General features: G+C 74.4%; 14 protein-coding genes. All 14 read right to left on the bottom strand.

The window, feature by feature from the left end; all coding sequences use genetic code 11:
* Window position 1: 1 nt before the first annotated feature.
* The 14 genes from KSE_RS25290 to KSE_RS25230 all read right to left on the bottom strand — a co-directional run bounded on the left by KSE_RS25290 (window position 2) and on the right by KSE_RS25230 (window position 21,362).
* On the bottom strand, window positions 2-3,127 hold the full coding sequence (locus KSE_RS25290; RefSeq protein ID WP_014138200.1) for a S8 family serine peptidase: 3,126 nt from the start codon (window positions 3,125-3,127) through the stop codon (window positions 2-4).
* Window positions 3,128-3,243: 116 nt separating this feature from the next.
* Window positions 3,244-3,417 (bottom strand): hypothetical protein, encoded by a 174-nt coding sequence (locus tag KSE_RS42995; RefSeq protein WP_157850073.1) that lies wholly within the window; start codon window positions 3,415-3,417, stop codon window positions 3,244-3,246.
* A gap of 280 nt (window positions 3,418-3,697) precedes the next feature.
* Window positions 3,698-5,284 (bottom strand): phosphoglycerate dehydrogenase, encoded by a 1,587-nt coding sequence (gene serA, locus KSE_RS25285; protein WP_014138198.1) that lies wholly within the window; start codon window positions 5,282-5,284, stop codon window positions 3,698-3,700.
* Between the two features lie 231 nt (window positions 5,285-5,515).
* Window positions 5,516-6,514, bottom strand: coding sequence for a ketol-acid reductoisomerase (ilvC, locus tag KSE_RS25280; protein ID WP_014138197.1), 999 nt, complete (start codon window positions 6,512-6,514; stop codon window positions 5,516-5,518).
* 121 nt (window positions 6,515-6,635) lie between these two features.
* A complete protein-coding gene (gene ilvN / locus KSE_RS25275; protein WP_033259134.1) occupies window positions 6,636-7,160 on the bottom strand; it encodes an acetolactate synthase small subunit in 525 nt (174 codons plus the stop codon).
* Between the two features lie 31 nt (window positions 7,161-7,191).
* Complete coding sequence (locus tag KSE_RS25270) at window positions 7,192-9,042, bottom strand: acetolactate synthase large subunit (RefSeq protein ID WP_014138195.1); 1,851 nt, start codon at window positions 9,040-9,042, stop codon at window positions 7,192-7,194.
* Window positions 9,043-9,316: 274 nt separating this feature from the next.
* Window positions 9,317-12,343, bottom strand: coding sequence for a putative bifunctional diguanylate cyclase/phosphodiesterase (locus KSE_RS25265; protein ID WP_014138194.1), 3,027 nt, complete (start codon window positions 12,341-12,343; stop codon window positions 9,317-9,319).
* 233 nt (window positions 12,344-12,576) lie between these two features.
* Window positions 12,577-15,591 carry a helix-turn-helix transcriptional regulator gene (locus KSE_RS25260; RefSeq protein ID WP_231873223.1) on the bottom strand — a complete coding sequence of 1,005 codons (3,015 nt, stop codon included), beginning with the start codon at window positions 15,589-15,591 and terminating at the stop codon, window positions 12,577-12,579.
* Window positions 15,592-15,665: 74 nt separating this feature from the next.
* On the bottom strand, window positions 15,666-15,878 hold the full coding sequence (locus tag KSE_RS25255) for a hypothetical protein (RefSeq protein WP_033259125.1): 213 nt from the start codon (window positions 15,876-15,878) through the stop codon (window positions 15,666-15,668).
* A 194-nt stretch (window positions 15,879-16,072) separates the two neighbouring features.
* Window positions 16,073-17,572 carry an Asp-tRNA(Asn)/Glu-tRNA(Gln) amidotransferase subunit GatB gene (gene gatB, locus KSE_RS25250; RefSeq protein WP_014138191.1) on the bottom strand — a complete coding sequence of 500 codons (1,500 nt, stop codon included), beginning with the start codon at window positions 17,570-17,572 and terminating at the stop codon, window positions 16,073-16,075.
* Between the two features lie 26 nt (window positions 17,573-17,598).
* The gene (locus KSE_RS25245) at window positions 17,599-17,838 is read right to left on the bottom strand and encodes a hypothetical protein (RefSeq protein WP_014138190.1); all 240 of its coding nucleotides are present in this window, start codon (window positions 17,836-17,838) and stop codon (window positions 17,599-17,601) included.
* On the bottom strand, window positions 17,835-19,328 hold the full coding sequence (gene gatA / locus KSE_RS25240; RefSeq protein ID WP_014138189.1) for an Asp-tRNA(Asn)/Glu-tRNA(Gln) amidotransferase subunit GatA: 1,494 nt from the start codon (window positions 19,326-19,328) through the stop codon (window positions 17,835-17,837). Before gatA ends, KSE_RS25245 begins: the two co-directional genes overlap by 4 nt.
* A gap of 5 nt (window positions 19,329-19,333) precedes the next feature.
* On the bottom strand, window positions 19,334-19,630 hold the full coding sequence (gene gatC / locus KSE_RS25235; RefSeq protein WP_014138188.1) for an Asp-tRNA(Asn)/Glu-tRNA(Gln) amidotransferase subunit GatC: 297 nt from the start codon (window positions 19,628-19,630) through the stop codon (window positions 19,334-19,336).
* A 142-nt stretch (window positions 19,631-19,772) separates the two neighbouring features.
* Window positions 19,773-21,362 carry a putative bifunctional diguanylate cyclase/phosphodiesterase gene (locus KSE_RS25230; protein ID WP_051055374.1) on the bottom strand — a complete coding sequence of 530 codons (1,590 nt, stop codon included), beginning with the start codon at window positions 21,360-21,362 and terminating at the stop codon, window positions 19,773-19,775.
* Window positions 21,363-21,412: the final 50 nt, after the last annotated feature.

Genomic DNA, 21,412 nt, shown 5'->3' with positions numbered 1-21,412 from the left:
GCTAGCGGGCGGCTTCCCAGCCGGGGTCACCCTTCGGGGTGAGCAGCTGGATTCGGTTGCCGACCGGGTTCAGGTGGTGCACGACCAGTGCGTCGGCGAGCGGGGTGCGCAGCACCTGGCCGGGGTGGGTGGGGGTGAGGACGGGGGTGGGGCGGGCCGGGTCGAAGGTGAAGGGGCCGAGGGTGGCGAGGGCGTCGGCCGGGTCCTCGGAGGCGCCGGTCCAGAGGGTGTAGCGGGGGTGGCTGAGCGGCGGGAGGGCGGACAGCCGGACGGGGAGCAGCAGGGTGTCGGAGTCGAGCAGGGCGGTGTCGGTGTCGCCCCAGCGGCCGTTCAGCGGCTGGACGTCGAGCTGGGCGCCGGTGCGGGCGTCCAGGGTGCGGGCGATCAGGACGTCGCTGCCCTTGAGCCGGTCGGCGACCACGGTGGCGTCGGGGGTGCCGTCGCCGTCGGCGTCGATCGAGGCGCGCACGCCGAGCGGGCCGGCCGGGGTGGCGGCGGGGGCCCACAGGACGGCGGCCAGGTAGAGGGTGCCGCGGCCGTCGACGGCGGCGGCCGCGTGGCGGAGGTTCGCGGAGCGCTCGGCCGGGTCGTCGACGCACAGGTCGGTGTCGGCGGCGGGGCAGTCGGGCCAGCGCGGCCCGTCGCCGCCGGGCTGCAGGACGCTGAGCAGGCCGGGGCGCGGCTCGCCGGAGACCGCGAAGACCCGGGCGCCGCCGAGGGCGGTGGCGGCGCTGGCGGCGCGCGGGGCGGCGAACAGCGGGACGCGCAGCGGCGGCAGGCTGTCGTCGGCGGGGGTGAGGGTGAGCCGGCCGGAGAGTTCGCCGCGGTAGCTGCGGGCGTGCCCGGCCTGGGTCAGGTCGAGGGTGGGGTCGGGGGCGCGGCCGAGGTCGGGGCCGAGCCGGAGCGTGACGGTGACGGTGGCGCTGCCGTGCGGCGGCAGGTCGACCCGGGCGGGCGAGACGCCGAAGGCGGCGCCGGGCAGCGTGGTGGCGGGCGCGTAGCCGGTGGTGTAGGTGAGCGGGCGTTCGCCGAGGTTGCGGACGGTGACCTGCCGGGTGGCGGTGGTCGCGCCGGTGGCCTCGACCACGCCGAAGGAGACGCCGACCGCGCCCTCGGTCTGCGTCCCGTACGCGAGGACGGGGGTGCGGACGGCGTCGTCGACCCTGGCCCGGCCGCTGCCGGTGCGCTCGGGGCCGTAGACCGGGCCGGTGCGGCCGTCGTGGAGGTAGGTGTCGGTGGCGGTGTCCATCAGCGCGGCCTTGACCTCGGCGGCGCCGTAGTCGGGGTGCGCGGCGCGGACCAGCGCGGCCAGGCCGGCCAGGTGCGGGGTGGCCATCGAGGTGCCGTCCTCGCGCATGCCGCCGCTGCCGCTGCCGGCCTTGGCGGACCAGATGGTCTCGCCGGGGGCGGCCAGGTCGGGCTTGACCAGGCCGTCGACGCCGATGCCGCGGGAGGTGAAGGAGGCCAGGGTGTCGGTGCGCTGCGGCTGGTCCTGCGGGACGGCGCCGTGCAGCGGGTTGCCGGGGGCGGCGAGCCGGACGGTGACCGGGCCGCGGGCGGCGGCGTCGAGCAGCCGCTGCCCGTCGGCGCGGGCCAGGATCGCGGCCGGGATCCGGTCGTCGCCGGCGATCTCGCCGAGGTTGTCGCCGTCGGCGGCGTAGAGCGCGCCGACGGCTCCGGCGTCGGCGGCGTGGTCGGCGCGCGGGGCGGAGCCGCAGGCCCGGTCGGGGTCCTTGGTGGTCCAGCGCAGCACGGCGACCTTGCCGCGCAGCCGGTCGGCGTCGGCCGGGCCGAAGGGCGCGCAGCCGTCGGACTGGTCGACGGGGACGGCGAGTTCGCCGCCGACCTCGGGGCCGTCCCAGCGGGTGTACTTGCTGCTCCAGTGCGCGGGGACGTTCCCGGCCAGTTCGGCGGGGGCGAGCACGGTGACGCCGTCGGCGTCGCCGTGCGGGTCGACCGAGGCGGCGGCGGTGAGCACCCGGGCGGCGGTGCCGGGGCTGCCGCCGACGCCGTACACGTCGCCCTCGTTGCCGGAGGCGGCGACCACCACGGTGCCGAGGGCGGCGAGCCGGTCGGCGGCGAGCGCGTCGGCGTCGCCGGGGCGGCCGTAGGGGCTGCCGAGCGAGAGGTTGACCACGTCGAGGCGGTCGGAGAGGTCGCCGTCGCCGTTCGGGTCGGCGGCCAGGTCGAGGGCGGCGGCGAGCTGGTCGGTGGAGCCGTCGCAGCCGAACACCTTGATGGCGTACAGCTGGGCGCCGGGGGCCGCGCCGGGGGCGACCTCGAAGGCGGCGGGGTCGAGGCCGGGCCGGTAGGGGCCGCGGTAGGGCGTGCCGTCGGCGGTGACGCCGTACCCGGCGGCGGTGCCGGCGACGTGGGTGCCGTGGCCGTTGGCGGCGCAGTCGAGCGGGTTGTCGTCGGGGTGCGGTTCGGGCTGGTGGTGCGGCGAGGCGGGGTCGGGGTCGTAGTCGTCGCCGACCAGGTCCCGGCCGCCGATCACCTTGGCGTTGGGGAACAGTCCGGGCGGCGCGGGCCGGGCGCCGTCGACCGCGCGGTACGCCTCGGGGGTGCCGGGGCCGCCGAAGTCGGCGTGGGTGTAGTCGATGCCGGAGTCGACGATGCCGATCCGGACGCCCTCGCCGGTGTGGCCTTCGGGGCCGTCCCAGACCCGGGGGGCGCCGGTGAGCGGCACCGAGTAGCCGTTGGCGCGGCGCTTGAGCGCGACCGGGCGGACGGCGCGGACGCCGGGCAGGGCGGCCAGCCGGGGCAGTTCGGCGGCGGGCAGCCGCAGCGCGAGGCCGCTGACCAGGGTGCGGGTGCGGTAGAGCGGGCGGGCGCCGGGGGCGGCCCGCCGCAGGGCGGCGGTGAGGGTGTCCAACGAGCGGTCGGCGACGGCCCGTTGGGCGTTCCCGGCGCCGGCGGCGGCGCGCCGGGCCTGCTCGGGGGTGCGCAGTTCCCGGCGGGCGTCGTCGCGGGCCCGCTGCCAGGCGGTGGCGGCGGGCTCGGTGGCGAGCTCCAGGAACACGGTGGTGCTCGGGCCCTCCCCCGCGACGGCGGCGGCCGCCGTCGCGGGGGCGACGGCCGGGGCGAGCAGGGCGAGGGCGGCGAGGAGGCCGAGGGGGGTGCGCACGGCCCCAAACTAGGAGCAGCCGCGGGGGCGGCGGCGGAGCTTCACTCCTTGGGTGACACTCCGTCACCCGTCCGGCGCAGCTCGCGCGTCGGCTTCGGCCGCCGGTCGGGGCGCCGTCAGTCGCCGGTCGGGGCGCCGTTGTCGCGCCGGTCGAGGGCGCGCTGCAGGGCGGCGGCGGTGCGCGGGTCGGCCGGGAGGGCGCGGCGGCGGCGCGGGGCCTGGGCGGCGGCCCGGGCGGCGGCGGAGGCGGTGTTGGTGGTGGCGGTGGTGCGGTCTGCGACGAACGGCATACCGGGCTCCTTGGTGCGGGGGCGCTGCGGCGCGCTGGAGGGGAGAGCGGGGGTACGCCGGGCAGGGGTCGCCTGCCGCACCGCGCACGGGCCCTGCGGGCCACGCTCCCCGTAGTCGCGGGGGTGGCTCACCGTAGGACTACTCCACGGTACGACGGCCGGGGCCGGAGGTCAGCAGATTTACTAGGATTTCCTAGTATCTGAGACGGGTTTCACTCCCGGGTATGCGAACGGCCCTTCCGCCTCAAGGTCGGAAGGGCCGTTCGGGGGTACCGGGAGGTCAGCCCAGGTTGACCGAGCGGGCGAACCGGGCGCCGATCGCGGCCGCGATCTCGGCCAGGACCTCCTGCGAGACCTCGCTGTCCACGGTGATCGAGGCGAGCGCGCTGTCGCCGTCCCGGGCGACCTGCATGCCCGCGATGTTGATGCCGGCGTCGCCGAGGATCCGGCCGAGGGTGCCGACCACGCCGGGGCGGTCCTCGTAGTGGAAGAACGCCATGTGGTCGGTGAGCGCCACGTCGACGTCGAAGCCGTCCACGCCGACGATCTTCTGGGTCTGCTTCGGGCCGGAGAGGGTGCCGGAGATCGACACCTCGCCGCCGTCGGCCAGGGTGCCGCGGACGGTGATCACGTTGCGGTGCTCGGGCGACTCGCTGGAGGTGGTCAGCCGGACCTCGACGCCGCGCTCCTGGGCGAACAGCGGGGCGTTGACGTACGACACCGTCTCGGCCACCACGTCCTCGAACACGCCCTTCAGCGCGGAGAGTTCGAGCACCTTGACGTCGTGCTGGGTGATCTCGCCGCGGACCTCGACGTCGAGCCGGACGGCGACCTCGCCGGCCAGCGCGGTGAAGATCCGGCCGAGCTTCTCGGCGAGCGGCAGGCCCGGGCGGACGTCCTCGGCGATCACGCCGCCCTGGACGTTGACCGCGTCCGGCACCAGCTCGCCGGCCAGCGCGAGGCGCACCGACTTGGCGACCGCGATGCCGGCCTTCTCCTGCGCCTCGTCGGTGGAGGCGCCCAGGTGCGGGGTGGCGACCACGTTGTCGAAGGCGAACAGCGGGGAGTCGGTGCACGGCTCCTTGGAGTAGACGTCCAGGCCGGCGCCGGCCACCCGGCCCTCCTGGAGCGCCCGGAGCAGGGCGTCCTCGTCGACGATGCCGCCGCGGGCGGCGTTGACGATCCGCACGCTCGGCTTGACCTTGTGCAGCGCCTCGTCGCCGATCAGGCCGATGGTCTCCGGGGTCTTCGGGAGGTGGACGGTGATGAAGTCCGCGACCTCCAGCAGCTCCTCCAGGGAGAGCAGCTTGACGCCCATCTGGGCCGCGCGGGCGGCCTGGATGTAGGGGTCGTACGCGACGATCTTCATGCCGAACGCGGACATCCGCTGCGCGACCAGCACGCCGATCCGGCCGAGGCCGACCACGCCGAGGGTCTTCTCGCTCAGCTCGACGCCGGTGTACTTGTTGCGCTTCCACTCGCCGCCCTTGAGCGCGGCGTTGGCGGGGGCGATGTTGCGGGCCACCGAGATCAGCAGGCCGCAGGCCAGCTCGGCGGCGGTGACGATGTTGGAGGTCGGCGCGTTGACGACCATCACGCCGGCCTTGGTGGAGGCGGCGACGTCGACGTTGTCCAGGCCGACGCCGGCCCGGGCGACGACCTTCAGCTTCTTGGCGGCGGCCAGCGCCTCCGCGTCCACCTTGGTGGCGGAGCGGATCAGGATGGCGTCCACGTCGGCGATCGCGGTCAGCAGCTCGGCGCGGTCGGCGCCGTTGCAGTGCCGGATCTCGAAGTCGGGGCCCAGCGCGTCGACGGTGGCGGGCGACAGCTCTTCGGCGATCAGTACGACAGCGTTCTTGGGTGTCACAGTGCTCACGACAGTGTGTCCTTAACTGTCCGGTTCTCCCCGCCGCACGGAGGTGGCGTGCCCAGGGCGGGGGAAGGTGGCATGTCGCGTAGCTAGACGCACGACGCTGTGGGCCTGACGCGTGGTTCGGAGTCTATCGGCGGGGTGGTGCGGGGACTGCTCCCGTCCGGCGAAATCACCCGGACGGGAACAGCCTTGTTGTACAACCGCGATGAACCGCGACGGGGAGGCTCAGGCCTCCTGGTCGACCCAGCTCATCAGCTTGCGGAGCTTCTTGCCGGTGGTCTCCAGCAGGTGCTCGCTGTCCGCGTTCTTGTACTCGTTGTACTTCGGCAGACCGGCCTTGTACTCGGCGATCCAGGTGTTGGCGAAGGTGCCGTCCTGGATCTCGGCGAGGACCTTCTTCATCTCGGCCTTGGTGTCGGCGGTGATGATGCGGGGGCCGGTCACGTAGTCGCCCCACTCGGCGGTCTCGGAGACCGACCAGCGCATCTTCTCCAGGCCGCCCTCGTACATCAGGTCGACGATGAGCTTCAGCTCGTGCAGGCACTCGAAGTAGGCGATCTCGGGCTGGTAGCCCGCCTCGACCAGGGTCTCGAAGCCGGCCTTCACCAGGGCGGCGGTGCCGCCGCAGAGGACGGCCTGCTCGCCGAACAGGTCGGTCTCGGTCTCCTCGGTGAAGGTGGTCTTGATGACGCCGGCCTTGGTGCCGCCGATGCCCTTGGCGTAGGACAGCGCCAGGTCGAAGGCCTTGCCGGTGGCGTCCTGCTCGACGGCCACGATGCACGGGACGCCGCGGCCCTCCTGGTACTGGCGGCGGACCAGGTGGCCCGGGCCCTTCGGGGCGACCATGCAGACGTCGACGTCGGCCGGCGGCTGGATGAAGCCGAAGCGGATGTTCAGGCCGTGGCCGAAGAACAGGGCGTCGCCCGCCTTCAGGTTCGGCTCGATGGCGTCCTTGTAGACGTCGGCCTGGATCGGGTCCGGAACCAGGATCATGATGACGTCGGCCTCGGCCGCGGCCTCGGACGGGGTGACCACGCGCAGGCCGGCCTCGGCGGCGGCGGCGCGGGACTTGGAGCCCTCCAGCAGGCCGACGCGGACGTCCACGCCCGAGTCGCGCAGCGACAGCGCGTGGGCGTGGCCCTGGCTGCCGTAGCCGATGACCGCGACCTTGCGGCCCTGGATGATGGACAGGTCGGCGTCGTCTTCGTAGAACAGCTCGGCCACGGGGGCACATCTCCTTGCGTGATGGTGATGCCGGGGTTCCTACCGTAGGCGCACCCGGCGGACTTCGATGGCAGTGCTCAGGGTGTGGGACGCCGGTGTCAGCCACCGGACGCCCCACGGGTCAGGCGGAGCGGTCCAGCGCGCGCAGCGAGCGGTCGGTGATCGAGCGGGCGCCGCGGCCGATCGCGACCAGGCCGGACTGGACCAACTCCTTGATGCCGTAAGGCTCCAGCATCCGCAGCATGGCCTCCAGCTTGTCGGAGGAGCCGGTGGCCTCGATGGTCACCGCGTCGGGCGACACGTCGACGGTCTTGGCGCGGAACAGCTGGACGATCTCGGTGACCTGGGAGCGGCTCTCCGCGTCGGCCCGGACCTTGACCAGGACCAGCTCGCGCTGGACCGCCTGGGACTGGTCCAGCTCGACGATCTTGATCACGTTGACCAGCTTGTTGAGCTGCTTGGTGACCTGCTCCAGCGGCAGCTCCTCGACGTTGACCACGATGGTCATCCGGGAGATGTCGGGGTGCTCGGTCGGGCCGACCGCGAGCGAGTCGATGTTGAAGCCGCGGCGGGAGAACAGCGAGGCGATCCGGGCGAGCACGCCGGGCTTGTTCTCGACCAGGACGGACAGGGTGTGCTTGGACATGGTGGTCATCGCTTTCGGGTCCGGGAGTCCGTCAGTCCAGGTCGTCGCCGAAGTCGGGGCGCACGCCCCGGGCGAACAGGATCTCGTCGTTGCTGGTGCCGGCGGCGACCATCGGCCAGACCATCGCGTCCTGGTGGACGATGAAGTCGATGACCACCGGGCGGTCGTTGATCTCCATCGCCTGCTTGATCACGTCGTCCAGGTCCTCGGGGCGCTCGCAGCGCAGGCCGACCGCGCCCATCGCCTCGGAGAGCAGCACGAAGTCGGGGATCCGGGTGCCCTGGGCGGGCGGCGCGATGCCGTCGTGGCCGGGGCCGGAGTGCAGCACGGTGTTGGAGTAGCGCTGGTTGTAGAACAGGGTCTGCCACTGGCGGACCATGCCGAGCGAGCCGTTGTTGATGACCGCGACCTTGATCGGCAGGTTGTTCAGGGTGCAGGTGGTGAGTTCCTGGTTGGTCATCTGGAAGCAGCCGTCGCCGTCGATCGCCCAGACCGGCGTGTCCGGCTTGCCGGCCTTGGCGCCCATCGCGGCGGGGACGGCGTAGCCCATCGTCCCGGCGCCGCCGGAGTTCAGCCAGGTGGCCGGCTTCTCGAACCGGATGAACTGGCTGGCCCACATCTGGTGCTGGCCGACGCCCGCGGCGTAGATCGCGTCCGGGCCGACCAGCTGGCCGATCCGCTCGATCACCTGCTGCGGCGACAGCTGCCCCTCGGGGGCGGGCTCGTAGCCCAGCGGGTAGGTCTTCTTCCAGTCGTCCAGCCGGGCCCACCACTCGGTGTAGTCGCCGCGGTGGCCGGCGTCGAACTCGGCCTGGACGGCGACGATCAGGTCGGCCAGCACCTCGCGGGCGTCGCCGACGATCGGGACGTCCGCCGGGCGGTTCTTGCCGATCTCGGCGGGGTCGATGTCGGCGTGCACGACCTTGGCGTTCGGGGCGAAGGAGTCGAGCTTGCCGGTGACCCGGTCGTCGAAGCGGGCGCCCAGGGTGAACAGCAGGTCGGTCTTCTGCAGCGCGGTGACGGCGGGGACCGAGCCGTGCATGCCGGGCATGCCCAGGTGCTGCGGGTGGCTGTCCGGGAAGACGCCGATCGCCATCAGGGTGGTGACCACCGGCGCGCCGGTCAGCTCGGCGAGGATCCGCAGCTCGGCGCCGGCGTTGGCCTTCAGCACGCCGCCGCCGACGTACAGCACCGGGCGCTTGGCGTTCACCAGCAGCTTGGCGGCCTCGCGGATCTGCTTGGCGTGCGGCTTGGTGACCGGGCGGTAGCCGGGCAGCGCGTTCTCCACCGGCCAGCGGAAGACGGTCTGTGCCTGCAGCGCGTCCTTGGCGATGTCGACCAGGACCGGGCCGGGGCGGCCGGTGGCGGCGATGTGGAACGCCTCGGCGATCACCCGGGGGATCTCGGCCGGGTCGGTCACCAGGTAGTTGTGCTTGGTGATCGGCATCGTGATGCCGCAGATGTCCGCCTCCTGGAAGGCGTCCGTGCCGATCGCCTTGGAGGCGACCTGGCCAGTGATCGCGACGATCGGCACCGAGTCCATGTACGCGTCGGCGATCGGGGTGACCAGGTTGGTCGCGCCGGGGCCCGAGGTGGCCATGCAGACGCCGACCCGGCCGGTGGCCTGCGCGTAGCCGGTCGCGGCGTGGCCGGCGCCCTGCTCGTGCCGGACCAGGATGTGCCGGACCTTGGTGGAGTCCATCAGCGGGTCGTACGCCGGGAGGATGGCGCCGCCCGGGATGCCGAACACCGTGTCGGCCCCCACGGCTTCGAGGGAGCGGATGAGCGACTGCGCGCCGGTCATGGTCTCGGTGGTCTGGGGACCCGGAGCGTGGGCGGCCGGGTGGTCCCCGCGGCGGGGGCTTGCGGCGTGCTCAGTCATCTGCCTGTCTCTTCTCGGGTTCTGCTCGGGGGGTGTCGGTCCGGGCCGCCGGGCGGTCCCTGGCCGGTCTCCGGCTCTGCCTCGATCGTCCGGATTTCAGGTGGTTGAGGCCAGTCCTGTTGCGATGGCCAACCGGCGTTCGTGCAACAAAAAACCCCTCGTGCCAAGGGCATGCGAGGGGGAGGCGCGTCAGGCTGGTTCAGCCGACGCGCCCGCCAAGTACGAGAATTCGGGTGGTCATGGCACCGACCTTCCTCCCACGCAGTGGGGAGTGTCAAGCCGGTGGAACCGGCGTCTCACCATGCGGGCCACCGCTCGGACCGCCCACGGCGTGCCGTTGCGGCAGGTCCAGACCGGTGTGCGGCGGGCCGGGGCGGGCGCCGGCCGGCTCGGCGAGACCACCCGTTCGCGGGTCCGGGGTGAGCAGCGGGCGGCGGCCCGCGCCGGGCCCGCCCTGCGGCTGGCGCGGCACCGGGTAGCCGCGGCGCAGCAGGGCCCGGCGCAGCCGCAGTTCGTCCAGCGGGCGGTCGAAGGCCAGGCCCTGGCCGCGCCGGCAGCCGAGCTCCTGGAGGACGGCGACCTGCCGGGGGTGGTCGACCCCGTCGGCGCCGGTGACCAGGCCGAGGTCGCGGCCCAGGCGCAGCGCGTGGCCGGCCAGCGCCCGGGTGAGGGCGGACTCGGCGATGTCCTGGACCAGGGTGCGGTCGAGCTTGAGGGCGTCGAACGGGAGCCGGGCGAGGGCGCCGAGCGAGCCGCCGCCGGCCCCGAACCCGGCCAGCGCGGTGGAGACGCCGAGGCCGCGCAGCGCGGCGAGCCGGCGGCCGAGCTCGTCGGCGAGCGCGTCCGGACCGGTCCTGGCCACTTCCAGGACCAGCAGTTCGGGCGGCAGCTTGGTGTCGCGCAGCGCGCCGGCCAGCGTCTCGTACATGCCGGGGGCGCAGATCCGCTCGGCGGCGAGCCGGACGGTGACCGGGACCGGCGGGGCGGCCGGGCCGTCGGCGCGGCGGCGGGCGGCGGCGGCGACGGCCTCGGCGAGCAGCCAGCGGGTGAACCGGGTGGCGGCGTCGCCGGACTCGGCGGTGCGCAGGAACTCGGCGGGGGTGAGCAGCAGGCCGTCGGCCGAGCGCCAGCGGGCCTGCGCCTCGACGCCGGTGAGCCGGCCGCCGGCGAGTTCGACCACGGGCTGGTGCAGCAGCGTGAAGGAGCCCTCCCGGACGGCGGCCCGGAGCCGTTCCTCCAGTTCGGTGCGGCGGTCGAGTTCGGCGCGCATCGCGGGGGTGTAGAGCACCACCCGGCCCTTGCCGCTCGACTTGGCCTGGTACATCGCCAGGTCGGCGTCGCGCAGCAGTCCGTCGGCGGCGGTCTGGGCGGCGTCCTTCCCGGTCCGGTCGCGCTCGCCGCGCTCGGCCCCGGGGCAGGGGCCGGCGGCGGCCCGGCAGCCGGCCGGGCCGTCCTGCGGGGCGGCGGGTTCGGGGACCGGCAGCGGGGTGTCCGGGCCGAAGGCGATGCCGATCGAGGCGGCGACGCCGAGTTCGGCGCCGCCGATCCAGTACGGCTCGGAGAGCGCGCCGCGGATCCGCTCGGCCAGGTCGCGGACCTGCGGGTGGCCGAGCCGGCCGCGGACCAGGACGGCGAACTCGTCGCCGCCGAACCGGGCCACGGTGTCCTCGGCCCGGACGGCGGCCTGCAGCCGGCGGGCGGCCTGCACCAGCAGTTCGTCGCCGACCTGGTGCCCGGCGGTGTCGTTGACCGCCTTGAAGCCGTCCAGGTCGAGGAAGAGCACGGCGACGGCGGTGCCTACCGGCCCCTGCGCGGAGAGCGCGGCGCGGACCCGGTGGGCGAACAGCGCCCGGTTGGGCAGGTCGGTGAGCGGGTCGTGGAACGCGTTGTGCTGCAACTGGGCCTGCAGCCGGACGCGTTCGGTGATGTCCCGGCTGTTCAGGATCAGGCCGTCGCGGTACGGGTTGACGGTGGACTCGACGTGCAGCCACTCGCCGTCGCCGGAGCGGATCCGGCACTCGACCCGGGCCGAGGGCGCGCCGTTGCTGAACCGGGCGCCCTTGGTGCGGGCCAGGATCCGGCGGACCTCGGCGAGGACCCGGTCGACGTCCTCGGGGTGGACCAGGTTGAGCAGGTTGCCGCCGACCAGGCCCTCCGGGTCCCGGTTGTAGACCCGCAGCGCGGCGGGGCTGACGTAGGACAGCGCCCCGGACGGCCCGGCGATCATGATGACGTCGCTGGAGCCCTGCACCAGCGAGCGGAAGTGCGCCTCCTTGGTGGCGAGTTCCTGCGCCAGCGAGAGGTTGTCCAGCAGCATCACGCCCTGCCGGACGATCAGCGCCAGGCCGACCGTGCTGGCGGCGGCCAGCATCACCCGGTCCAGCGGGCGGCCGCCGAGCGCGTTGTAGAGGATCCCGGCGGTGCAGACGGCGGCGGCCGCGTACGGGGTGAGCGCGCTGAACGTGGAGGCGACCCGGCGGCGCGGCAGGCCCTGGGCGGAGGGGTGCTCGCGGGACGGGCGGCGGCCGTGCTGCCAGGGGGCCCAGGCCAGCAGCAGCGAGCCGGCGAACCAGCCGGCGTCGAGCAGTTCGCCGGAGTGGTAGTCGCTGTGGAACTGCGGGGTGGTGAACAGCGCGTCGCAGACCACGGTCAGCGCGAGGCCGATCATCGCGGTGTGCACGGCGGCCCGGTTGCCGTCCCGGCCGCGGAAGCGCAGCCCGACCACCAGGCTGACCAGCAGGATGTCCAGCACCGGGTAGCCGAGGCCGAGGGCCAGCTTCAGCGGGTCGTCGCCGTCGCCGGCCGCGACCCGGCCGAGCGCCAGGCTCCAGCTGAGCGTGAACAGCGAGCCGGCCACCAGCCAGCCGTCCAGCAGCAGGCAGAGCCAGCCGGCCGGGGTGCGCGGGCGCTGGGCCAGCACCAGCAGGCCGGTGATGGCCAGCGGGGCGAACAGCAGGAAGGCGTAGTCGGCGAACGAGTCCGGCGGGAGCGGCCGCCGGAGCACCACCTCGTACCAGCCCCAGGCGCCGTTGCCGAACGCCACCATCGCCGAGGAGAGGCCGAACAGCAGCCAGGCGGGCCGGGTGTGGCCGCCGACCGCGACCCCGTGCCCGAGACAGGACAGGGCGGCCGCGAGGGCCGCCCCGGCGAGACCGAAGTCCCCCATCACCAGCGCGAGTTCACTCGATCCCCAGCCGACGGCGGCGCCCGCCGCGTACCCGGCGCAGAGCACCACGAGCAGGGCGGCGGTCAGCCGGCGAAGCGGGGTGGGGGCAGGCAGCACCGACTCGGTGGAGTTCAATCGACATCTCCCCCTCCGGCCCGCGGCCGTACCGGTCTTCCCGCTCCGGACCCTACACCACTGCGGTCACGCACTGGCACGCCCGCTTGACTTAGAGTAATGAACCGCAGGTGGCGCGGAGTGGGTTGGGAGCGGGATCGCCCGTTCGGCTCAGACCGGCGGGGTCGTGCGGCCCGGACCGGCGGGGTCGTGGCGCGGGGCCGGCGGGGCGGCGACGTGGAGGGGGCGGCCCGTCAGGACCCCCCGGCGCCGGCCTCCTCCGGGAACAACCGCAGCCGGTGGGCCAGCGCGGCGGCCTCGCCGCGGCCGCCGACGGCGAGCTTGGCCAGGATGTTGGAGACGTGCACGCTGGCGGTCTTCGGCGAGATGAACAGCTGCTCGGCGATCTGCCGGTTGCTGCGGCCGCGGGCGAGCTGGCGCAGCACGTCGCGCTCGCGCGGGGTGAGGCCGAGGCCTTCCTCGGCGGGGGCCCCCTTGCGGGCGCCGAGGCCGAGCCGCTCGGCGAGCAGCGCGGCGTCCCGCCGGGTGGTCAGGTCGCCGCCGCGGTCGGCCAGTTCGGCGGCCTCGCGGAGCAGCGCGGCGGCCTCCTCCCGGTCGCCGCCGGCGGCGGCGTCCTCGGCGGTGCGGAGCAGGGCGCGGGTGAGCGGTCCGGGCAGGGCGGTGGTGCGCAGTTCGGCGAGGGCGGTCCGCCGGTGGGCGGCGGTGGGGCGGCCGGCGGCGCGGGCGAGTTCGCCGGCCAGCAGGGCGGCCCAGCCGCGGTCGAGGGCGCAGCGCGGGGTGAGCCGGTCGGCGAGGTCGGCGATCCGGGCGAGCGCGGCCTCGCCGTCGGGGGTGCGCGGGTACTGGTCGGCCTCGGCTTCGGCGGCGTGCGTGAGCAGTGGGAACAGGTGCCCGTCCTGGCCGGCCAGGACGGTGCCGTCGAGGGCTTCGGCGAGCCGTTCGCGGGCCTGCTCGGGGCGGCCGAGGCGGACGGCGAGCCGGATGCCGAGGGCGGCGGTGGGCAGCACGTGCTGGGGCTGGGCGCCGCCGCCGCCGCTGGCCTGGGCGGCCTTCCAGTGCGTCTCGGCCTCGGCGAACTCGCCGCGCAGCAGGGCGAGTTCGCCGCGCAGCCGGTCCATGAACTCGCCGTGGGTGTCGGCTTCGGGCTTGTCGTCCCAGTCGGCGAGGACGGCGGCGGCCTCCGCGGTGCGGCCGACCGCGAGCAGCGCCTCGGCGAGGTTGCCGGTGAGGATCGGGCCGGTGTTGAGCAGCAGTCCGCTGCGCCGGGCGGCGTCCAGGCCCTCGCGGGCGGCGGTGACGGCGTCGGCGGCGCGGCCGTAGGAGAGCAGCATGCTGGCGAGGTTGTTCAGGCCGCGGGTGTAGACGTCGTCGTTGCCGAGCGGCCGGGCCTGTTCGACGGCTTCGGTGAGCAGGGCGACGGCGCGCTCGGGGTCGTCGAAGTCGCCGAGCAGGCCGGCCAGGGTGACCCGGGCGTGCACCTCGACGGAGGGCGCGTCGACCTGCCGGGCGATCTCGACGGCGCGCTCGGCGGTGGCCACCGCCTCGGTGCCCGGGCTGCGGAGCAGGCCGTGCGCGGCCTCCAGGGCGAGCGCCTCGGCCTGCACGGCGGTCGGGCCGAGGTCGCGGACCAGGCGCTGGGCGTACGTGATCTCCTCCAGGCCGCCGAGCCGCTTGAGGTGGTCGAGCATCTTGGCGCGCTGGAGCCGGAACCAGGCGGCGCGCAGCGGGTTGCGCTCCTCGTCGACCAGGGCGAGGGCGCGGCGGGCCAGGCTCTGGCCGCGGTCGCGGTCGCCGGCCCGGCGGGCGGCGACCACCGCCTCGGCGAGCACGTCGACGAGTTGCAGCCGGTCGCAGCCGTCGTGCTCGCCGTCGTCGCAGGCGCACGGCGGGTAGGTGTCGGCCCAGTCGTGCGGGCGCAGGGTGGTGGCGAGGGCCGGTTCGGCGACGGTCTCCCAGAGTTCGATGGCGCGTTCGAGCATGGTGAGCTGTTCGGCGAAGGCGTTGCGCCGGCGGGCGACCCGGGCCGCGTCCAGGGCGGCGGGCAGCGCGCGGGCGGGCTGGTGGGCGCGGTACCAGTAGTCGGCGAGCCGGGCGGTGCGCTGCTCGGCCCGGACCAGTTCGGGGTCGGCCTCCAGGACGGTGGCGAACCGCCGGTTGACGGCCCGCCGTTCGCCGGGCAGCAGGTCGTCGGAGACCGCCTCGCGGACCAGCGCGTGCCGGAACCGGTAGCCCTCGCCGTCGGTGTCGGGGCGCAGGATGTTGGCGCCGACGGCGGTGCGCAGCGCGGAGATCAGCGCGTCCTCGCCGCCCGCGCCGCTCTCCGCGACGACGGCGGCGAGCAGGGCGTGCTCGATCCGGGAGCCGCCCTCGGCGGCGATCCGGACGATCCGCTGGGTCTCCTCGGGCAGCGCCTCGACCCGGACCAGCAGGATGTCGCGGAGCGACTCGGTGACGCAGGCCAGGCAGCCGTCGCGGTAGGCGGTGGCGAGTTCCTCGACGAAGAACGGGTTGCCCTCGGAGCGGCGGTGGATCCGGTCCACCACGTCCCGTCCGGGGGCCTGAGGGCCGAGGATGCCCGCGAGTTGGGCGGCCACCTCGGGCCGGTCGAGCCGTTCGAGTTCGAGCCGCTGGACGGTGCGCAGCCGCTCCAGCTCGGCCAGGAAGGGCCGCAGCGGGTGCCGGCGGTGCAGGTCGTCGGTGCGGTAGGTGGCGACGATCAGCACCCGGGAGCGGTGCAGGGTGCGGACCAGGTAGGCGAGCAGTTCCCGGGTGGAGCGGTCGGACCAGTGCAGGTCCTCGATCGCGAGGAGCAGCGTCCGCCCCTCGCTGAGCCGCTCGAACAGCCGGGCGGTGTGCTCGAACAGCCGGGCCCGGCCGTACTCGTCGTTGCCCTCGCCGTCGGCCTCGCCGAAGTCCGGCAGCAGCCGGGCCAGGTGGCCCTCCAGGCCGGCCGCCGCCGCGTCCAACTCCGGCCCCAGGCGCCGGTGCAGGCGGCGCAGCGCGGCCGAGAGCGGCCCGTAGGGCAGGCCCTCGGCGCCGACCTCCAGGCAGGCGCCGAGCGCGGTGACCGCGCCGTCCGCCTCGGCCTGGGCCAGGAACTCCTCGATCAGCCGGGTCTTCCCGACCCCCGCCTCGCCGCCGACCAGCACGGCCTGCGGCTCCCCCGCCCCCGCCCGGTCCAGCGCGGCGGCGAGCAGGCCGGTCTCCCGGCCGCGTCCGACGAACACCGGGCTGACTGTCTGCTCCATGTCCGCGAGCATGCCACAGCCGTCGAACGCGGCCGAACGGTTATCCCGACCGGTGGACGGGCCGGGCCCGGCGGTCATCCCGCGCAGCCCGCCACGGCGCCGGAGCGGCCCTGCTCCGCGACCCGCGCGGCCGGCGCCGCGGGCGCCCGGCGCACCGCCCGCACCACCCGGCGGACCAGCCCGCCGCGCTCCCCCGCGGCGGCGACCGCCTCGCGGGCCAGCCGCTCGGCGGCGGCCCGGCCGTGCAGTTCGCGTTCCCGTACCTTGAACAGCTCGTACTCGTACATCGCGTGTTTCCCCTCGTCGCGTTCCGGGGTCAAGCCTCCGCCCCCAGGGGGGTGCGCGACATCGGGAACCTGCCCGATCCCCGCGGCCCGCCGGCCGCGCAAACGCCGGTGCCCGCCCCCGTCGGGGGCGGGCACCGGGCCCGCAGGCGGCTAAGGAGCCTCCTTAGCCGCCTCCGTACCGCCTAAGGCGCTCCTTATGCCAGCTTCTCCAGGATCAGGTCCTTGACCCGCGCCGCGTCGGCCTGCCCGCGGGTGGTCTTCATGACCGCGCCGACCAGCGCGCCCACCGCCTGGACCTTGCCGTCGCGGATCTTCGCGGCGACGTCCGGGTTGTCGGCGATGGCCTGGTCGACGGCCGCGCCGAGCGCGGAGTCGTCCGAGACCACGGCGAGGCCGCGCTTGGCGACGACCTCGTCCGGCTCGCCCTCGCCGGCCAGGACGCCCTCGATGACCTGGCGGGCCAGCTTGTCGTTGAGCTTGCCCTCGGCGACCAGCGCGCACACCCGGGCCACCTGGGCCGGGGTGATCGGCTGCTCGGACAGCTCGGTGCCGGTCTCGTTGGCGCGCCGCGCCAGCTCGCCCATCCACCACTTGCGGGCCTGGTCGGCGGGGGCGCCGGCCGCGATGGTCTCCGAGATCGGCTCCACCGCGCCGGCGTTGAGCACCGACTGCATGTCCTGGTCGCTCAGGCCCCACTCGGCCTGCAGCCGGGCCCGGCGGACCCGGGGCAGCTCGGGCAGGGCGGCCCGCAGCTCCTCGACCCACTCCCGGGCCGGGGCGACCGGCACCAGGTCGGGCTCGGGGAAGTACCGGTAGTCCTCGGCGTTGTCCTTGATCCGGCCAGCCGTGGTGGAGCCGTCCTCCTCGTGGAAGTGCCGGGTCTCCTGGACGATGGTGCCGCCGTCGCCGAGGACGGTGGCGTGCCGCTGGATCTCGAACCGGGCGGCCCGCTCGACGCTGCGCAGCGAGTTGACGTTCTTGGTCTCGCTGCGGGTGCCGAAGGTCTCGGTGCCGTGGGGCCGCAGCGACAGGTTGACGTCGCAGCGCATCTGGCCCTTGTCCATCCGGGCCTCGGAGACGCCCAGCGCCTTGATCAGCTCGCGCAGTTCGGCGACGTACGCCTTGGCGACCTCGGGGGCCCGGTGGCCCGCGCCCTCGATCGGCTTGGTGACGATCTCGATCAGCGGGATGCCGGCCCGGTTGTAGTCCAGCAGCGAGTACTCCGCGCCGTGGATCCGGCCGGTGGCGCCGCCGACGTGGGTGGACTTGCCGGTGTCCTCCTCCATGTGGGCGCGCTCGATCTGCACCCGGAAGACCTCGCCGTCCTCCAGCTGCACGTCGAGGTAGCCGTTGAAGGCGATCGGCTCGTCGTACTGGCTGGTCTGGAAGTTCTTCGGCATGTCCGGGTAGAAGTAGTTCTTCCGGGCGAACCGGCACCACTCGGCGATCTCGCAGTTCAGCGCGAGCCCGATCCGGATCGCCGACTCCACGCCGACCGCGTTGACCACCGGCAGCGAGCCGGGCAGGCCGAGGCAGGTCGGGCAGGTCTGCGCGTTCGGCTCGGCCCCCAGCTCGGTGGAGCAGCCGCAGAACATCTTGGTCTTGGTACCCAGCTCGACGTGGACCTCAAGGCCCATCACCGGGTCGTACGAGGCGAGAGCCTCCTCGTAGGAGACCAGGCTCATGACGCTCACAGCGTCCCTTCTTCCATCATGGGTGTTCAGCCGAGCAGGACGTCGTCGTCGCCGAGACGCTTGAGCTCGCGGACGAGGAGCGCGGTGCCGGTGATCAGGGCGGCGGCGCCGACCACGGCGTTGATCAGCTTGAGGGTGTCGTTGTCGGCGCGGGCGCCGCGGATGTCCTTGGCGATGGAGATCGCGCCGAAGGCGCTGGTGCCGATGGACAGCCACAGTCCGGGCTTCGAGTGCTTCCAGCCCTTGGCCTTCTCGATCTTGCTCACAGTGCCGGTGCCTCCTCCAGCAGGGCGTGGCCCCACTTGTCGTTGAGCGCGGCCTCGACGGCGCCGCCCACACGGTAGAGGCGGTCGTCCGCCATCGCGGGGGCGATGATCTGCAGGCCGACCGGGAGATTGTCCTCCGGGGCGAGGCCGCAGGGCAGCGACATGGCCGCGTTGCCGGCGAGGTTCGAGGGAATGGTGCACAGGTCGGCGAGGTACATCGCCAGCGGGTCGTCGGTGCGCTCGCCGAGCGGGAAGGCGGTGGTCGGGGTGGTCGGGGAGACCAGCACGTCCACGCCCGCGAAGGCGGCGTCGAAGTCCCGCGAGATCAGGGTGCGGACCTTCTGCGCGGAGCCGTAGTAGGCGTCGTAGTAGCCGGAGGACAGCGCGTAGGTGCCGAGGATGATGCGGCGCTTGACCTCGGCGCCGAAGCCGGCCTCCCGGGTGAGCGCGGTGACCTGCTCGGCGGAGCGGGTGCCGTCGTCGCCGACCCGCAGGCCGTAGCGCATCGCGTCGAACCGGGCGAGGTTCGAGGACGCCTCGGACGGGGCGATCAGGTAGTAGGCGGGCATCGCCAGCGTGAAGGACGGGCAGGAGACCTCGACGACCTCGGCGCCCAGTTCGCGCAGCAGCTCGACGGACTCCTCGAAGCGCTGCATGACGCCGGCCTGGTAGCCCTCGCCGGCGAACTCCTTGACGACGCCGATCCGCATGCCGCGCACGTCGCGCATCCGGGCGGCGGCGACCACGTCCGGGACGGGGGCGTCGATGGAGGTGGAGTCGAGCGGGTCGTGGCCGGCGATCGCCTCGTGCAGCAGGGCGGTGTCGAGCACGGTGCGGGCGCACGGGCCGCCCTGGTCCAGCGAGGAGGAGAACGCGACCAGGCCGTAGCGGGACACCGAGCCGTAGGTCGGCTTGACGCCGACGGTGCCGGTGACGGCGCCGGGCTGGCGGATCGAGCCGCCGGTGTCGGTGCCGATCGCCAGCGGCGCCTCGAAGGCGGCCAGCGCGGCCGCCGAGCCGCCGCCGGAGCCGCCGGGGATCCGGCCGAGGTCCCAGGGGTTGCCGGTCGGGCCGTAGGCGGAGTTCTCGGTGGAGGAGCCCATCGCGAACTCGTCCATGTTGGTCTTGCCGAGGATGACGACGTCGGCGTCCTTGAGGCGCTTGGTCAGGGTGGCGTCGTACGGCGGCACCCAGCCCTCGAGGATCTTCGAGCCGCAGGTGGTCGGCATGCCCTTGGTGGTGAAGACGTCCTTGAGCGCGAGCGGCACGCCGGCCAGCGGGCCCAGCTCGGCGCCGGAGGCGCGCTTGGCGTCGACGGCGCGGGCCGCGGCCAGCGCGCCCTCGTGGTCGACGTGCAGGAAGGCGTTGACCTTCTTGTCGACGGCGTCGATCCGGTCCAGGTGGGCCTGGGCGACCTCGACGGCCGTGACCTCGCCCTTGGCGATCGCGGTGGCGGTCTCGGCCGCCGTGTACTTGATCAGCTCGGTCATCTCGGTCAGTCCTCCCCGAGGATCTGCGGCACGCGGAAACGCTGGTCCTCGCTGGCCGGGGCGCCGGACAGGGCCTGCTCCGGGGTCAGCGACGGCCGCACCTCGTCCGCCCGCATCACGTTGGTGAGCGGGAGGGGGTGCGAGGTCGGCGGGACGTCCTGCCCCGCGACCTCGGAAACGCGGGCGACCGCGCCGATGATCACGTCGAGCTGCTCGGCGAAGTGGTCCAACTCCTCCGCCTGCAACTCCAGACGCGACAGCCGGGCGAGGTGGGCGACCTCCTCGCGCGTGATGCCAGGCATGCAGCGATCCTCAAGGGTGAGTTCTGGTAGACCGGGCGGCCCTGGGCACACCCGTCCTTTCGGTCCTAAGGGGCCATCCTATGGGCAGAAGGGGGGCCGCCCGGGATCGCGTTCCCGGGCGGCCCCCCTGCGGCGGCCGCGGCTAGCGCGGCAGCGACTCCACCGGCGGCGCGTCGTTGCGGCGCACCAGCAGCCAGGCGGTGGCCTGGTCGGCGGGCAGCGCCGCGGAGACCAGCCAGCCCTGGACGGCGTCCACGCCCATGTCGTGCAGGCGCTCCCAGGTCTCGTCGTCCTCGACGCCCTCGGCGACCACGGTCAGCCCGAGCGAGTGGGCGAGCTCGACCGAGCAGCGCACCACGGCGGCGTCGTGGTCGTCGGCGACCATCCGGGAGACGAAGGAGCGGTCGATCTTGAGCTCGCCGACCGGCAGGCTGCGCAGCCGCACCAGCGAGGAGTGGCCGGTGCCGAAGTCGTCCAGCGACATCCGGACGCCGTAGCGCCGCAGTTCGGCGAGGGTGTCGGCGGCCCGCCGGCTGTCGTCGAGCAGCAGCCGTTCGGTGATCTCCAGCTGGAGCGCGGCGGCCGGCACCTGGTGCCGGGTGAGGTGTCCGGCGACCCGGGCGGCGAAGCCGGGGTTGAGGACGTCGCGCGGCGAGACGTTGACGGCGACCGGCACCATCAGGCCCTGGTGGCGCCAGCGGGCGATCTGCCCGACGGCGCTCTCCAGCACGTAGTCGGTGAGCCGGGGCATCAGCCCGGAGGACTCGGCGAGGGCGATGAACTCGTCCGGCGCGACCCTCCCCTGCCCGGCCCGGTCCCAGCGGACCAGCGCCTCCAGGCCGACGACGCTGCCGTCGAAGGCCACCTTGGGCTGGTAGTGCAGCTGCACCTCGCTCATCTCGATGGCCCGGCGCAGGTCGCCGAGCAGGCCGATCCGGTACGGGGTGTCGAGGTCGCGGGCCTCGTCGTAGCACTCGACGCCGCTGCGGCTGTGCTGGGCGTGGCCCATCGCGACGTCCGCCCGGCGCAGAAGCGATTCTGCGTCCGGGGCGTGCGTCGGGTAGGCGCACACCCCGGCGCTGGCCTCCAGGACGAGCAGTAAGCCGTCCAGCCGGATCGGCGCGGCCAGTTCGGCGATCAGGGCCTGCGCGATCCGTTCCAGCACCTCGGTGTCGCCCACCCCGGGCAGCAGCACGGCGAACTCGTCGCCGCCCATCCGGGCGACCACCGGGCGTTCGCCGCGGCCGACCGGCGGGGGCAGCACGGTGGCGTCCTCGCCGTCCCTGGGGTGGCCGGCGCCGGTGCGCAGGGCGCGGTGCAGCCGGCGCGCGATGTGCACCAGCAGCCGGTCGCCCGCGGTGTGGCCGAGGGCGTCGTTGAGCGAGCGGAAGCGGTCCAGGTCGAGCAGGATCAGCCCGACGCCGTGGCCGGGTTCGGTTTCGTGCCGGGCGAGTGCCTCCTGGGTGGCGATCAGCAGGGCCTGCCGGTTGGGCAGGTCGGTCAGCGGGTCGGTGAGCTGGTCCCGCGCCCGGTCCCGGGCGATCCGCCAGGCGGCGACCAGCACGGCGAGCGGAACCGCGAACAGCGGGAGCAGTTCGGGTTCGTAGCGGTACACCAGGACGGCCAGCGGGATGAGCGGCGCGGCCCCGGCCAGCAGCACGCCGAGCAGCAGGACCGCCCCTGCCACCCCCTGCGGCGGGCGTGTGGGCGCGCCGCCGGTCGTACGATCCATAAGCCCAGTCCTCCGTCGGGCCCGCCCCCCGGCGGGGCCGCCTCACGGTG

The organism is Kitasatospora setae KM-6054 (genome assembly GCF_000269985.1).
GTDB classification, from domain to species: Bacteria; Actinomycetota; Actinomycetes; order Streptomycetales; family Streptomycetaceae; genus Kitasatospora; species Kitasatospora setae.
Note: the sequence above shows the minus strand (reverse complement) of the source record. Positions and strands in the feature narration are given on the sequence as shown.

What these genes read in the sequence shown, in the direction of transcription:
- KSE_RS42995 (WP_157850073.1), bottom strand. Translation starts at nt 3,417, where the DNA reads ATGCCGTTCGTCGCAGACCGCACCACCGCCACCACCAACACCGCCTCC.
- ilvN (WP_033259134.1), bottom strand. Translation starts at nt 7,160, where the DNA reads ATGTCCAAGCACACCCTGTCCGTCCTGGTCGAGAACAAGCCCGGCGTG.
- KSE_RS25270 (WP_014138195.1), bottom strand. Translation starts at nt 9,042, where the DNA reads ATGACTGAGCACGCCGCAAGCCCCCGCCGCGGGGACCACCCGGCCGCC.
- KSE_RS25260 (WP_231873223.1), bottom strand. Translation starts at nt 15,591, where the DNA reads ATGGAGCAGACAGTCAGCCCGGTGTTCGTCGGACGCGGCCGGGAGACC.
- KSE_RS25255 (WP_033259125.1), bottom strand. Translation starts at nt 15,878, where the DNA reads ATGTACGAGTACGAGCTGTTCAAGGTACGGGAACGCGAACTGCACGGC.
- gatA (WP_014138189.1), bottom strand. Translation starts at nt 19,328, where the DNA reads ATGACCGAGCTGATCAAGTACACGGCGGCCGAGACCGCCACCGCGATC.
- gatC (WP_014138188.1), bottom strand. Translation starts at nt 19,630, where the DNA reads ATGCCTGGCATCACGCGCGAGGAGGTCGCCCACCTCGCCCGGCTGTCG.
- KSE_RS25230 (WP_051055374.1), bottom strand. Translation starts at nt 21,362, where the DNA reads ATGGATCGTACGACCGGCGGCGCGCCCACACGCCCGCCGCAGGGGGTG.